This window comes from Trichocoleus sp. DQ-U1, assembly GCF_039961925.1.
GTDB lineage: Bacteria > Cyanobacteriota > Cyanobacteriia > Cyanobacteriales > FACHB-T130 > FACHB-T130.
This window is the reverse complement of record NZ_JAMPKB010000009.1, coordinates 64,028-78,398: the sequence shown is the minus strand read 5'-3', so window position 1 is coordinate 78,398 and position 14,371 is coordinate 64,028. Positions and strand designations below refer to the sequence as shown.

The following is a 14,371-nucleotide window of genomic DNA, read 5'->3' as shown; positions in this document are numbered from 1 at the left end:
ACGGACATTAAGATAGCTTCTACCGACGAAATAGCAAATTGCTTTCACCTAAGACGCGACTAAGAGGTTTGAGAGATGGGACAAAAGACTAAAGCGTAATTCCCCAGAACCAGACTAAAAATGAAAGCCCCGATTAAGGAGCTTTTTAAATGCCTATTCAACAACCTTGGAAACGCGCCAAGCAGTGTGACTGCCAATCTTTTTAAATCTAGGCTTGCCCCCCTCATCATTGAGGGGAATTTTAGAAAAGGCAAAGGAGCCACGAATAAAAGTGTGTTTACCATATTTAGTAATTGGCTTAACCCCTACGAGTTTCGTCACTTGGTCAGTAGAGAGAAGCCAGCCAGCAGCCGCAGCCCTTTCCAATTCTTTGAGATATAGCAGCGGCTCCATTGGTGGTGCCACTGGCTTCAGTGCTGCGGCAATCTCTCGCACCAGTTCAATAAAATTGTCTGACGACTTGTCCAGTTGTCCACTGGACAATGCAGGCTTGTCCAGTTGCCCGGTGGACAATTCCCGCTCATCGGCTGAAATCCTTTGGAGTTGCTGGATTTCAGCCTCTACTGGCTGGGCAAAATTCTCAATCTTGCCCCCAGTTTTTAAATACTTGTCCAGTTTGTCCAGTTTGTCCAGTTGCTCTTGAGAAATCTTCCCTCGTGCTGGCTTCTGGATGTTTAAGCCCTTAATCCTATCGTCTACAGCCTGCCTGCTGCTTAGGTTGTAGCGTTCTTGTAAGCTGCTAACACTAATCAAATTTTCCATTATTATCTCAACTTGTCCAGTTGTCCACTGGACATATTTTATTTTGTCCAGTGGACAACTGGACAAAATAGCCACTCTAAAATGCCCTCAAACTGATGGAAACAGTAGTGTCCATACAAAACCCTTTGCAATTGGTTACAGGGTATCTTCGTGGGAGTGACTTACAAACCTTGCTACATCATGCTTCCAACTCAATAAACCTTTAATACAGAGGCGATTCATTGAATGAAAGGAGACTTCCTTCAGCAGGAATCGTCTTTTCATCTGCTTTACAGCCAGAAATTGTGAGTTATTACAAGGAATTGCCCTGCCAGCTCTGGAGCAATTATTGATATTGATGCTGAGCTTGTAGCCCATTATTTACCCCAAAACCAACTAACAATTATCGCGGCGGGATGACCCGCTGCGATCGCTTCCCGAACTTCTTCAAGTTTCCCAATCGGGATGACCTTAGAGTAAACCTTTCCTCTGCCTCCCAGTTGATAACGGTAGAGGTTGTATTCATAAGTTTTTAATTCCCCAGAACTGAGTTTTTTATGCTTAGTTTGAAGCTCGATTCTGCCTGATGGATTAGCTTGCCCTTTGTCACATCGCCCTGGCTGACGAGTTCCTTTAGGCGATCGCTTTCTAGTCGGTTCTGGGGAATTAGTTTTAGGTTGCGCTCGGTCCGTATTCCAAACCCGCCAAAGTTGCTCTGCTGGAATGAGGACATCGCTATCAAAACCATCCCAGCGAACAACTATCAGGGGTAACTTACCTCCTAGTAGCTCCTGCTGCTGCAATCCCTGAACTGTGCCAAATTGCTGTAAGCCCTTCCGCCAACGGACACGATCGCCTATTCTCCAGACATCATCGGGATCTAGCGGTTCATCGCCCCAGCCGTCCCTTTCGTTCCACCGCACGGTGGTAAACCAGCCGCAAGCCTCACAACCATCAACAGAGTGATGACAAGTACAAGACTCGACGGAGGGCGACGGCGGCGACTCTAGGATCGAGAAGATTTCCAGCTGCTGCTCTCTGGCTTCTAATAGTTCCGCTGCCGCTCGGAACTCCAAGGGGTCTAGCCAATTCTTCGGGATGTTGTACCAATCGCTTAGGGTAGCCGGGTCTAATACCTCGCCCTTGTTGAGAAGCCCGTTCTCTCTCAAAAAACTCTCTAACCTGGTCTGTCCAGGTGGTCGCCCTTCCCCAGTCGAACTTAAGCCCCCTGGAGATTCCAACCAAAAGTACCCGCTCTCTAAGGAAGGGCGATCCAAAGTGTCCGCTGCTGATAAGAAGTTTTTCCCACCTGTAGCCGATTTGTTCAATAGCTCCAGCGAGGATTTCAAAGTATGAGCCACTTGCCCATCCGGGTTTAAAAGGGCAGCTAAGTAATCCGGGCACGTTCTCAATGCAGAAAAATCTGGGCTGCACTGCTGCGATCGCTCTGATGACGGCGGGGAAACAATCTCGCTCGTCATCGGCTCCTTTACGCTTTCCCTGGACTGAGAAAGGCTGGCATGGTGGCGAGGCTGTGATGATGTCAGCATCAGTGATGCAGCTGTATTTGATATTTGTCCAGTCCAGATGCTTGATATCTCCAAGGATTGTGCGTCTAGGGTATCGCTTGCTGAGGATGTCGCGGCAGTAGAGATTGTTCTCGCAGAGTCCAACGAGGTCGAAACCGAGTTGCAATCCGGCGAGAGCGAAGCCTGCCCCGACGCCGGAACAGAAGTCAAGTTGGGTGAATTGCTGGGTTCTCTCCACTGTGTTAGCCCTGTCCATTTTTCGAGATGTTTATCAGTGCCCTGAAATGATTTTGCAGATACGCGATCCACCGAAACCTTTACCCAACAACGGGACTTCGGACACCAGCCCTCAACGCGATCGCCTACCTTAAGCCCCGCTATGTGGTTAGTCATAGAACCTCTCAGAGGGCAATTCCTCATTAAATGAATCGCAGGACTTACAAGAATTGCTCTGGCTTTCATCACCATCGGGGAGTTTGATAAACTTCGCTTCGCGCCCACAGTATGAGCAAGTACCATCGGCTAAAATCTCGTAACGGATAGCCTCCGAGCGATCGTCAAAAAAGCGAATATTAGTGCAATTAAAATCCGGTGTTTCGTGTGTCATTCTGCGTTTCTCCCTGCAAGCCATTGACGTTCATCATCGTTTTGTACTTCACTGCCCCAGCCGTCTCTAGCTGCGGAGTGGCGCTGGCGAGCTTCCATCTCTTCCGTTGAAGTGCGATCACTCTTTCTCAAACTCATCTTTTGAGCCACGGCTTGAACATTCAGCCGTCGCTGATTTACATCTCGCAGCGTCTCGCGCCAGCCATCGCGGTCGATTAAGTCAAGTTGCTGGCATATTGCAGCGTCTAGCCGATAATCCAGATAAGGCTCAAGTCCCTGGCTAATGTTTGAAGCAGCAACGCAGCTGGGATTCTGGCAAACCGGAATTCGGTCAGTGTCCCAGCGGTAATCTTCAATCACCATTTGCACCAGGTAGGTTTGAATTGTGCCCGTGTCATGGCAACAGAAACAACGCCAGTTTGGTTGCCACAGTTCTTTATCCCGCCCCGGCTCATCTTCCGGGCGAATAATGTCACGAGGAAGTTTTGGGAGATTCATGACTCAGCCCCCCAAATTAATCCGCTAGCATCAGCCCACTCTGCAAAAGCTTTCCGCTCATCTCTGGTAAGTGCTGGCTCACCTTGAGCAATCCAGCGCGGTTTACCTTGGCGAATTTGGGCGATCCATTCGTCGCGGCGAGGGTCACTTGCCCACTTTTGTTTGTTCACCGCTGGCATCTGCGACGGTGACAGCTGCTTAAGCCATAGCTGATTTAATTCTTCCCAATTGGCAGCGATCCATCTGTCGGGCAATTCCGGAGGTTTCGGCAACTGACCTGCCCTCTTTCTTCCAAACTCTAAAAAACTTTCTCTCTCTACCTCTGAGAGAGAGTTAATAAAAAGTTGATAAGAATTTGGAGGATCGCCAAATGCCTCACCAGAAGGACTTTTCGAGAAATTCTTTTCCGCAATCGTGGACTCAGTTTCCGCAATCGTGGACTCAGTTTCCGCAATCGTGGACTCAGTTTCCGCAATCGTGGACTCAGTTTCCGCAATCGTGGACTCTTTTCCGCATTCGCGGAAAACTGCGCTTGTTGACAATGAAACAACGATCCCTTTAGGTGCTTCCCAATCAATAGAACCCTCTTCTCTGAGACGGCTTATCGCCCCGTAGAAAGCTGATTTTTGAATGCCTAATTCGCTGCAAACTCTGCTCTGCTCAAGCCTGAGCTTCCAGCCAGGTTTGCACTTGATGAGAATATAAAAGTGAAGCAATCCCTTAGCGGTAATGTCGCCGCTGCTGTATTTAGCGATCGCATCCTCCAGGGTCAGACGATAGTATTGTTCACTCATCCTTGCCCCCCTGAATTGGATTTTCGTGGCATAATTGTGGTTAACAAAAGAAGTAAAAAAATTAAGTAGCTCCTGAATTATCATATAGGGTAATGCAGTAATTACTGAATTACTATGATGAATTTTTCTAATGCTCTCGACAAAACTCTTGATCGATATGGCATCAGCGCTAAGTGGTTGTCTGAGCAATCTGGCGTAAGTCAGCAAATGATTAGCGGCTTTAGAAACGGGAAACAGCGGATTTATAGTGATAGCTTAGAAAAGCTCCTTGCTGCTCTCCCTAACGAAGTCAAAGATTACTTTTTTGGATTAATGGGTAGCGCAAATTTAGAGGCTGCAATCGCATCAATGGACGATGCAGAAGTTTCAGATTTGTTAATACTCGTAGCAAAGCGATTCAATAAACCCCCCAACCAAACTAGAGACACTAATCTGGTAAATGCATGAATAGCAATGATGGGCGACTCCGGGATCGCAGTGGAGAAGTTAGTGATTCGAGTAAAGGCCGTATTCATTAGGATCAAGACCAAACTCTTCGAGGAACTCATTAATAATCATTTCCGACGCCAACTTTGTTTTGTCCAAAGCTTTTGTCTTGTTGTATGCAGGACTATCCTGCATTTGAGGGCTGTGGCTTTTGATAGTTGCTAAAAACTTAGTCTGAGCATCAGTCATCTCTTTCTTCTCGTAGTGAGTTGTTGCAGCACTTTTAACACTATGAGGATGAGACCTTATACCGAGATGTTTCCAGACAATGCATTCGTAGAGGCTTCCTAAACTGCTTGAGTGAGGCGCAACTGGATGGCTCCAAACCTCTAACAAATCGTGATTGTTTCAGCTACCCAGCCCACCTGCTTGAAATAATTTACTAGGAGTCCTCCTAGTAAATTATTTTCTGCCTGCCTTCACTGGAGGTGTAGCAAGCATTGAGCAAAATAGTATCAGGTCAATTATGAACCCTCTGCGTCTGAAAGATTTTTGACAGATAGAGGTGGCGGTGGAGGCAAAGAACCTGTAGGTAAAGATTGCAACGCCATTAGTGCAGGAGCCACCTTTTGTTGGGGAGTACGACGATCGTAAACCTTGCGTTGCATCTCTGGCGAGTGAGCCATCAAATCAGCTAAAGCCGTCAGCACCTGATCTGACGTACCAGAGAGTTTCAAATGAGTGACAATTGCATCCCTGACCATATGGGGTGTAAAAGCCTGACCCGTCAACCGATAAACTCGTTTCCGCACATAGCTGTACAGGGAAGTCTCAGACATCGGTTTCCCATTGGGTTGGGTGAAAACATAGGGATGAGTTGGTTTGAAAACCTGCCGCCATTGAGACAACCACTCCTCAAGCAACGGATAAACATTTGCTGGAAGCTCAACAATTCGTTTCTGACCATTCTTGCAGTAGCTGTTTCCAGTTTTAAAGTCAGCAGCATTGTGTTCAATGAACCACTTACCATCCCGATTAATTAAAGTTCGTCCTAACTCTAATTCCCGAATCGTGCGCCCTCGATCAGGGAAAAAACTTAGTAACAAAAAAATTAGAGCGATTTGATGACTTTGAGCCACAGTCCGCTCCGAACGTTTTTTGCCAGAGTTATTTCGGGGTGCACATTCTTCTAGTAAACGCTCCACACAAGCTCGGAAAGTACCCCAATCAATCCATTTTTTTGATTCATCTGATTTGCGAGGCGTGTTGTTAACCCGCACCATAATGTCGGATTGTAATCGCCGCAATTCCTCAATAATCGGAATATCTCTGTATCCAACCCGTTTGTTTGAAACCGTCTCGCGAGATTGATATTTAGATTCCTTGTGATAGAGAAACTTAGCAATTGCTATAGCAGCTTCCACAACTTTCACCTCAGTGCTTGGTGCTGCCTCACGGATCTCGCGTAACCATTGCAGGTGTTGGTAAATTAATTCCATCGTTTTATCGATAGCCTTTTCATTTCGCTTACCGTTAGGCGTTAAGCCACTAGCACAAACGAGCTGTCTAAGATTTAACTCTTCCAGGGGTATGCCTTTGTAATAATGAAGCCAACCTAACAGCCTTTTCGCTCTATTAACATGACTTTGAGCACTAGGCAAACGCAAAGGTCCATTTTGGCGTTTGCGGCTACCCATCAAGTCAGTCTCAAACTTCAAAAAATCATCAAGAGAGGCTTGTAATTTCGAGGAAATTTCCGATGGCTTTAACCCATAAAAAAAATGTGGGGAATTTATTGTTAGCTTTTTATCAGTGACCCGAACATTATCGTTGACTCGGCCTCTTTTGTTCCGAATTGGGGGACAATATTTGCTAGCATTCGTTCGGGTAGAGCCTTTCCACCAAGACTGCTGACGACACCAAGTTAGCAGTCTTTTAAGATGCAAGCGATAAGTGCGAGAGCTAGCAGGATTCCCCAAACTGGCAAAAACTTCTTGTTGATATTCAAGAGCGTGTTCCAATTCATGAATGGGAATCTTTTTCAGAAATTCCAAGCCTGCGTTAACATCCTCTTGAGTGAGCTTTTTTCGCTCTGGTAAAGGGAACCCCCATTTGGGTAAAGTAAAGCGAATTAAAGAAGTACGAATCAGCGCTGTCACATCAGTTTTTGCATCTGGATGTGATGATTTGAGATGACCGCAATAAAGTTGATAAACATCTGCGGCAGTTTTCGGATTGTTAACGGGCAAGGTCATTTTATCTTCCTAAATGCAAGTATTTATCACATTTTACATTAAACGCCAACAGGTCCCTTTCACCACAAGCGAAGCTAATTTTTTAGGAATAAAAAACCTCGAAACGCTTTAAGTAAGCAAGTTTTGAGCTTTTGAGCAGATACCCAATGTGATAAATATTTTCATGAATATTTATCACAGCTATTTTGGCTAAAATACTAACGATTTCAAAGAAACTCGTTGAGCTTAAAAAGCAAAAAGGGCGGCTTAATGCAGAGTCGCCCTTTTTGGGATTGGATATTTAATTGGTGCTGTTGTAGAGTTTAACCTTTAGCTAATTTAAGTGGCAAGGACTTGGTTTACTAGATGTTTTATCTATTATTAGGATAGAAGGCCTTAATCACTCTTTTGCCTGTTTTTAACTCCATATTTACTGCTACCCACTTAACTTAATTTTTAGAGAGTAGTTATACAGCTCATGAATATGTAGTGACTTGCAACTTTCCTCTCGCAGTTTTTGGATTTCACCCGAAACTTTCATCAAGCCGGAGCGGTTAAAAGTGGCTGGCTTTAACAGATGCGCGAGCGATTTTTTTAAAATTGAATTCAAAACTTTAAGATACTGCCACTTGTCCTAAGTAACTTTGATGGAAAAGACAATGACGACTTTTGGTATGAGCGCTAAACACTTTTAACCTTAGTAGATAACCCCGTTAAGCCACCCGCTGGAGTTTGCCCATGATAATTTACATCAGCGCAATCGCTCACAGAGTATTATCTACCCAACCACAGTGGGCGCAGTCCCAATGCGCTGAGGGTGGGTTCTTCATATCAAAGGGCATTTCGTACTGAGGACACCTGCCAGTAAACAGCGGGTGATAATCCAGCAGCTATAGCTTTTCTTCTGGTGTGAATCGTTGCTCCAGCATGGGCACTGGTCTGCCGCCATAAGTTGGTTGCTCCAGTACCAGATCCTCATCAACAAACCTCATTCTCTTTTGTACCGACATTTCAGGAGGTTCAACAGAGGGTTTATTGTCCAGATAACGAGTGAAGCTAGAATTCGGCGCTCCGAATTCTAGCTTCACTAGCCAGGAGGGTCAGAAGTTGAGACAGCAATCATTATCTGGTTCCTTGGGATGTATGGCACCGAATTTACCCCAAATACTTCTATCTTTTGCTAATATAAAAAACCTACTACTCTGGCAGTACTTGGATTTTTACCAACATTTTTATCAATTCTGAGTGGTTAAAATTAGCTGGCTCTAGCATCTGTATGAATGATTCTTCCACCATTGAATTCAAAAAGTTTTAGATACTGCCACCGGCTCCTTGATGGAAGCAACAATGACAGCTTTTGGCGTGAGTGCTAAATATTTTTAAGTGTCTATTGCTTTAGCAAACAATTAGGCTAATTCACTCGCTGGAGTTCGATTCACGATCTAAACGTCACCGTTACTCGCGATCACACACTTACCGATCCACCCACACATAGAGCAATTCCCATGTGTTGGAGGCGGGATGACTTTAACAAGGGATTTGTGCAACCAACTCCAAACCATGAAGCTACAAGTACTGCCCTAACCATTGCGAGGGCAGGCTAACAGCAAGGTTCACCGACACCGCGCAGCGGAATTGAGGAACACCGAAGAGCATAGCTGTGCGGCATCCGGTACAGCTGTTAGTTAGCCCGCGTCGTGGAGAGCGGCAGACAATAAACTTAATCGGAAATAAGAGGTTGTAGAGAAAAGTGGGATGTTTCTATTCCTTTCACCCTAAGTGTCACCAGCTAGCGATAGCTGAGACGGAAGTTGTGCAATCCACAAGCCGTTTCCATCACATCATCAACATAATGAGCAACCCGATTCCTAAACTTGTCCACCACAATCTTGCATCGCTTGATGCCCCCAAGCTGATGCTCGATTTCTACTCGTTGGCTTGAAATTTCTCGATTCCTTTGTTTCTGTGCCTCGGTTAGTTCCTGCTTTGGTGGTTTCTTCTTCGGCTGAATGGTCGTCACGCCTTTTGGCTGAAACCCCTGAAACCCCGTATCCTGCCACAGCTTACTGCCAGGTGGAAACTCATAGTCCTCTTCATCACCGATGGCTTTGTCATGCTTCTTGCCCTCATAGGTGTCGCTCAAAAACACAACCTTGCCCCGACGAACACTAATCACGTTGTTCTTGACCGTATGCGCCTTCTTTTTGCCACTGTAGTATTGCTTCTGGTCATCCTTGTCCTTGGGACGATTGATGCGGCGTTCTGTGCCATCAATGATGAACTCCAGACTCGGATACTGCTGCAATACGGCTTCCAAACGGTGCGGTTCTCGTTCAGGGAGTTGGTTCTCATAGCCCAAGGCAACATTGAGTACGCCGCTCAATTTGTGCACCCACTCATGCGCTTGAGGTTGCCCAATGCCAAAGAGAAATCCCTGGACTGCTTGGGTCGGATAAAGGCGGAAGTACACCAAGATAAACAGCAGTTTGTCTTCAATCGCGTTGAGCTGGCTCTTGCGTCCTGCTCCATATTGACGTTGCCGGGTTCTGTTTTGAATGTGATGTTCCTCAACATAGGCAATCCAAGCTTGCTCGAATGGCGGCAACAATTGCTCAAATTCTTCTACTTTGAGTCCAGTCAAGCTTTGAAACACATGAGGTTTATTGTGGATAGCGCCGTAGCTCAACATCGTAAACACCTCGGTCTTCGAGCAACAACCCTTCACTTCTAAACTACTCTATTTCCGATTAAGTCTAATTTCAGCGGTTGTTTGAGGGGAATACACGCATGACGGCTGCGTTTAAGGTATCCTCGATCGACGTACACGGTGCTTCACCCGTGAGTTTCTGATAGAGCCAATCGAGATACCGATTCTTGGGAGCTTCGTCAGGTCTGCCGTAGACGCATCTACCAGAGCCGATGTAGCGACCGAACTCGACGTTAGTGGTGAAGCCCGGTAACGAGACCAAATCGCGGGGTATCCAGAACACGATAACCGTCGCCGCTTCCAAGCAGGCGAACTCCCAATCGACCTGGTCAATGTAGTCGAATGAACTAGCCCAGTCGTGACGCTCTGGGATCAGAACCGTGCCGGGAAAGCCGACTTCCTGCAAGATATGAAGCGCCTGTATTCGCCAAGATGCGACCTGAGCCGTTCGTGGAGTGGGTCCAGCAAGGAAGATGCTTGGCGGCTCGAAAATCGGCTTTTGGTCAGAATACACAGCTTTCATTGCTCATCTCACAAGCTGAGGTCTTGGGCGTAACGGGCTAAGGACGAAGTTCGCGGACCCAGCGCGTCGGCATCGCACGAAGCCCAGCATATATGTGCGTCGGCTCCAGTGCAACCGCTAGTTAGGTTGCCGTGGCTACAACATGGAGAGCGATTTTTTCGGGGGAGATAGAGCAGGCGACGCGGTAAGATAGCGAAGATGTCTGATTCACCCGAACCTGTCATCTACCAGCTCAAAGTAGCCACTGCCAAAGCTAGAGGTCGCAATAGAAGAAGAGGTAAGACGCGATCACATTCGCCAAGTGGTTCGACAACTCTGCAATTTTCCAGGGAACTAACCCACCTTAGGGAACCTCAATCTGGTGCGCCAGATTGAGAAAGTATTGGGAACTTAGAGGTTCGACAACTCCGGAATTCTTCAAGTGTCAGATAACAAATTATTTGGGAAGAACCTAAATAAAAGTCACCGTATAGCAGGGTTCAAAATAAAGGTAAAACGCCTGTTTAATTTGCCCAATATTGGGTAACCAAATGCTTTTAGTTAAGGTGAAGGATGCGATCACCTTCTCTGAGTTGCTGACAGACAATTGCTGAACTCCAGCAATCGAGTTTCGAGCATAACCTCTACATTGCTCAGAGATATATGCTGAGTAGGCAAGCCATCCTTCATCTTGCCCTTCGAGGAGTTTACCCATGCAACCCGGAAGAATCGGCATCACGGCTCTCATCGCTCTACTCGCTGCTACCACTACCGCATTCGTTCCTAATTTTCCCCTATCCTTCGCGGCACAACCAGCACTGGCACAAACCTCAGCAAATCGGAAAGCAGAAGCAGACCGATTGCGAGAAGAAGGGAATCAGCAGCTTGATACCAGTCAATTTCAAGCAGCATTACAGTCTTACCAACAGGCATTGGCTATCTATAAAGAGATAGGAGACAAGGAAGGGGAAGCTGATTGTCTGAATAATCTGGGTCGTGCTTACAATAACTTAGGGCAATACCAGAAAGCGATTGAGTTCTCTCAACAGTCTTTGGTAATGGCACGAGAGATTGGTTCTCGTCAGGTGGAAGCTAAATCTCTGAGGAATCTGGGTGTTGCTTACGGTTCTGTAGGGCAATACCAGAAAGCGATAGAGTTCTATCAACAGTCCTTGGCAATTGCACGGGAGATAGGCGATAGCCAGCAGGAGGCTCGTTCTCTAGGGAATCTGGGTGCTGCTTACAATTCTCTAGGGCAATACCAGAAAGCGATAGAGTTCTATCAACAGTCCTTGGCAATTGCACGGGAAATTGACGATGGCCAGCAGGAGGCTCGTTCTCTGGGGAATCTGGGTGCTGCTTACAATTCTCTAGGGCAATACCAGAAAGCGATAGAGTTCCATCAACAGTCTTTGGCAATTAAACGAGAGATAGGCGATCGCTCTGGGGAAGCAGATTCTCTGGGGGGTCTGGGTAGTGCTTACCATAACTTGGGACAATACCAGAAGGCGATTGAGTTCCATCAACAGTCTTTGGCAATTGCACGGGAGATAGGCGATCGCTCTGGGGAAGCTGGTTCTCTGGGGGGTCTGGGTAGTGCTTACAATTTTCAAGGACAATACCAGAAGGCGATTGAGTTCCATCAACAGTCCTTGGCGATGGCACGGGAAATTGGCGATCGCTCTGGGGAAGGCGCTTCTCTAGGGAATCTGGGTAGTGCTTACTTTTTTCTAGGGCAATACCAGAAGGTGATTGAGTTCTATCAACAGTGGTTGGCTATTGCACGGGAAATTGGCGATCGCTCTGGGGAAGCCGCTTCTCTAGGGAATCTGGGTATGGCTTACCGTAACTTAGGGCAATACAGACAAGCGATTGAGTTCTATCAACAGTCCTTGGCTATTGCACAGGAAATTGGCGATCGCTTAGGGGAATCTCGTTCTCTGGGGAGTCTAGGTAATGCTTACTATTCTCTAGGGCAATACAGACAAGCGATTGAGTTCCATCAACAGTCCTTGGCTATGGCTCGAGAAATTGGTGATCGCTTAGGGGAATCTCGTTCTCTGGGGAGTCTGGGAGCAGCTTACGATTCTCTAGGGCAATACCAGAAGGCGATTGAGTTCCATCAACAGTCCTTGGCAATTAAACGAGAGATAGGCGATCACGAAGGCGAAGGAATAGCTCTCAACAACATCGGTCTTCTACTCGCCAAACAAAACCAACCCGAACTAGCGATTATCTTCTACAAACAATCTGTCAATGTCAGAGAAGCAATTCGCCAAGATATCCGAGGACTCTCAAAAGAACAACAACAATCGTATACAGAAAGCATTGCCTACACCTATCGCAATCTTGCTGACTTACTCCTCAAACAAGATAGAATTCTCGAAGCTCAACGAGTCCTCGATTTACTCAAAGTCCAGGAACTCGAAGACTATTTAAACAACGTCCGAGGCAGTGACAACTCCGCTCAAGGCATTGCCAGTCGCGCCCCCGAACAGCAACTTAAACAAGGCTACGACGCCATTCTTAATCAAGCCATTGAGCAAGGAAAAGAACTCGCCCAACTGGAAACCATTCCCATATCAAATCGCACTGAATCCCAGAAACAGCGTGTGATTGAACTGAGGAAAAATCAGCAGCAACTTGTCCAACAATTCCAAATATTCCTCAAAAGTCCTGAAGTCGCACAACTCGTAGCCCAGTTGAAGCAAACCACGGGTGGTGAAGGCTTAGACTTAGATAAATACGCCAACAACTTACAAGACAACCTCAAGCGACTCCAACAAGATGCCGTAATTCTCTATCCCTTCGTTCTGGATGACCGACTGGAATTAATATTAATTACGCCTTACAGTTCTCCCATTCGCCGCACCGTTGCTGTTAGAAAAGAGGAACTAAATCAAACTATTGTAGACTTCCGTACCAGCTTAAATAACGCTACCACCGACGCAAAAACCCCAGCCCAAAAACTCTACAACTGGCTGATTAAACCCCTCGAAAATGACCTCACTCAAGCCAAAGCCAAAACCATTATCTACGCTCCAGACGGACAACTGCGTTATATTCCCCTCGCTGCTCTCTATGACGGTAATCAATGGTTAGTGCAACGCTTTGGCATTAACAACATCACTGCCCTCAGCCTCACCGAATTCAACACAAAACCTCAAGCTAAATTACAAATCTTAGCTGGTGCCTTCACAACGGGTAGTTATAACTTCCAAATCGGGAATGAAAGCTTCAATTTCTCCGGATTAAAGTACGCCGGAGTTGAGGTAGAAAATCTTGGAAAAACCGTCACTAGCACAACACAAGTCGTGGATAAGCAATTCAACCAAGGTACAATTCTTCAGATGAATGATTACTCGGTTGTGCATCTAGCGACTCATGCGGCATTCGTTACAGGAAAGCCAGAGGAATCTTTTATTCTATTTGGTGATGGCAGTCGTGCCACGCTTCGAGATGTAGGAAGTTGGCGTTTACCGAATGTAGATTTGATTGTACTTTCCGCTTGTGAAACGGGTTTAGGCGATAAGTTGGGAGATGGGAAAGAAGTCCTTGGCTTTGGTTATCAGATGCAACAAACTGGAGCAAGAGCCGCAATTGCATCTTTGTGGCAAGTGAATGATGGTGGCACCCAATCGTTGATGAATGCCTTCTATGCCGCGCTGGAAAAGGGAAATATCACGAAGGCTGAAGCCTTGCGGCAAGCTCAAATTGCCTTGATTACTGGCGATTACAAAGCTTTGGGCGAACAGCGAGGGCTGGGCGTGCAGGAAGTCATTAACAGCAGTTTACCAGCAGACGTGAGCAGTCGCCTGGGCCATCCGTTTTACTGGGCACCGTTTATTCTGATTGGGAATGGGTTGTAAGCGATTTCTAAATAAAAACGTTTTTGAATATACAAAGGGCGGGTTTAGAGACAAGGCTTGCCCACAAAACCGATAACACCCACAGAACTTACGCAAATCCACCTTTGAATCACCATCGGTAGGGCGCAAGACCTTGCGCTAATACCATATTTCTCGTCCGTGCGTAAGTCCTAGAGTTTTGAGAAATTATTTTAGCGCTTGCATTTTAGCTATTTAACTAAGCGAACTTTCAAAGTAGCACAAATGACCGTTTATAAGACAGATTTCTAGAGTTGGCACAACGCGCCTAAAACCCAAACAAACCGTATCTCATAACCCGTCTTTTAATATATGTGTTATGAAGCAATTAATAAATGTGACGTAATTACGAACTCAAGTTAGTCGCATCATCTTAATTCTGCAAGAGGTCTAATGAACTGATTATGTCTCTCCAGCGTCGCTTTTGTCCCTACTGCGAACAATCTC

Annotated in this window: 13 protein-coding genes; 2 read left to right on the top strand and 11 right to left on the bottom strand. The window is 46.2% G+C overall.

What is annotated here, in order from left to right; all coding sequences use genetic code 11:
- Positions 1-153: 153 nt before the first annotated feature.
- From NDI34_RS05965 to NDI34_RS05940, 6 genes are all read right to left on the bottom strand, one after another.
- Positions 154-762: a hypothetical protein gene (locus tag NDI34_RS05965; RefSeq protein ID WP_190416014.1), complete on the bottom strand. Its 609-nt coding sequence runs from the start codon at positions 760-762 to the stop codon at positions 154-156.
- Positions 763-1,118: 356 nt separating this feature from the next.
- Positions 1,119-1,664: a hypothetical protein gene (locus tag NDI34_RS05960; protein ID WP_190416015.1), complete on the bottom strand. Its 546-nt coding sequence runs from the start codon at positions 1,662-1,664 to the stop codon at positions 1,119-1,121.
- Positions 1,665-1,695: 31 nt separating this feature from the next.
- Positions 1,696-2,526 carry a DNA cytosine methyltransferase gene (locus NDI34_RS05955; RefSeq protein WP_190416016.1) on the bottom strand — a complete coding sequence of 277 codons (831 nt, stop codon included), beginning with the start codon at positions 2,524-2,526 and terminating at the stop codon, positions 1,696-1,698.
- A gap of 129 nt (positions 2,527-2,655) precedes the next feature.
- Entirely contained in the window at positions 2,656-2,877 is a 222-nt protein-coding gene (locus NDI34_RS05950; RefSeq protein ID WP_190416017.1) for a hypothetical protein, read from the bottom strand.
- Positions 2,874-3,374, bottom strand: coding sequence for a hypothetical protein (locus tag NDI34_RS05945; RefSeq protein ID WP_190416018.1), 501 nt, complete (start codon positions 3,372-3,374; stop codon positions 2,874-2,876). The genes NDI34_RS05950 and NDI34_RS05945 overlap by 4 nt, the downstream gene beginning before the upstream one ends.
- The gene (locus NDI34_RS05940; RefSeq protein WP_190416019.1) at positions 3,371-4,168 is read right to left on the bottom strand and encodes a hypothetical protein; all 798 of its coding nucleotides are present in this window, start codon (positions 4,166-4,168) and stop codon (positions 3,371-3,373) included. Before NDI34_RS05940 ends, NDI34_RS05945 begins: the two co-directional genes overlap by 4 nt.
- Positions 4,169-4,282: 114 nt before the next feature.
- Here NDI34_RS05940 and NDI34_RS05935 point away from each other — a divergent pair, with 114 nt between their 5' ends.
- The gene (locus tag NDI34_RS05935; protein WP_190416020.1) at positions 4,283-4,615 is read left to right on the top strand and encodes a helix-turn-helix transcriptional regulator; all 333 of its coding nucleotides are present in this window, start codon (positions 4,283-4,285) and stop codon (positions 4,613-4,615) included.
- Between the two features lie 39 nt (positions 4,616-4,654).
- On the opposite strand, the gene NDI34_RS05930 is transcribed toward NDI34_RS05935, so the two are convergent.
- The 5 genes from NDI34_RS05930 to NDI34_RS05910 all read right to left on the bottom strand — a co-directional run bounded on the left by NDI34_RS05930 (position 4,655) and on the right by NDI34_RS05910 (position 10,773).
- Positions 4,655-4,843 carry a hypothetical protein gene (locus NDI34_RS05930; RefSeq protein ID WP_190416021.1) on the bottom strand — a complete coding sequence of 63 codons (189 nt, stop codon included), beginning with the start codon at positions 4,841-4,843 and terminating at the stop codon, positions 4,655-4,657.
- Positions 4,844-5,118: 275 nt separating this feature from the next.
- Positions 5,119-6,849: a site-specific integrase gene (locus NDI34_RS05925; protein WP_190416022.1), complete on the bottom strand. Its 1,731-nt coding sequence runs from the start codon at positions 6,847-6,849 to the stop codon at positions 5,119-5,121.
- Positions 6,850-8,617: 1,768 nt separating this feature from the next.
- Positions 8,618-9,517, bottom strand: a complete 900-nt coding sequence (locus NDI34_RS05920) for a transposase family protein (RefSeq protein WP_348232147.1) — start codon at positions 9,515-9,517, stop codon at positions 8,618-8,620.
- Positions 9,518-9,587: 70 nt separating this feature from the next.
- A complete protein-coding gene (locus tag NDI34_RS05915) occupies positions 9,588-10,058 on the bottom strand; it encodes a nucleoside 2-deoxyribosyltransferase domain-containing protein (protein WP_348232146.1) in 471 nt (156 codons plus the stop codon).
- Between the two features lie 451 nt (positions 10,059-10,509).
- Positions 10,510-10,773 (bottom strand): hypothetical protein, encoded by a 264-nt coding sequence (locus NDI34_RS05910; protein ID WP_348232145.1) that lies wholly within the window; start codon positions 10,771-10,773, stop codon positions 10,510-10,512.
- Between NDI34_RS05910 and NDI34_RS05905 the strand changes: the two genes are divergently transcribed.
- Positions 10,751-13,906 carry a tetratricopeptide repeat protein gene (locus tag NDI34_RS05905; protein ID WP_348232144.1) on the top strand — a complete coding sequence of 1,052 codons (3,156 nt, stop codon included), beginning with the start codon at positions 10,751-10,753 and terminating at the stop codon, positions 13,904-13,906. The genes NDI34_RS05910 and NDI34_RS05905 overlap by 23 nt on opposite strands.
- The last annotated feature ends 465 nt before the right edge of the window (positions 13,907-14,371 follow it).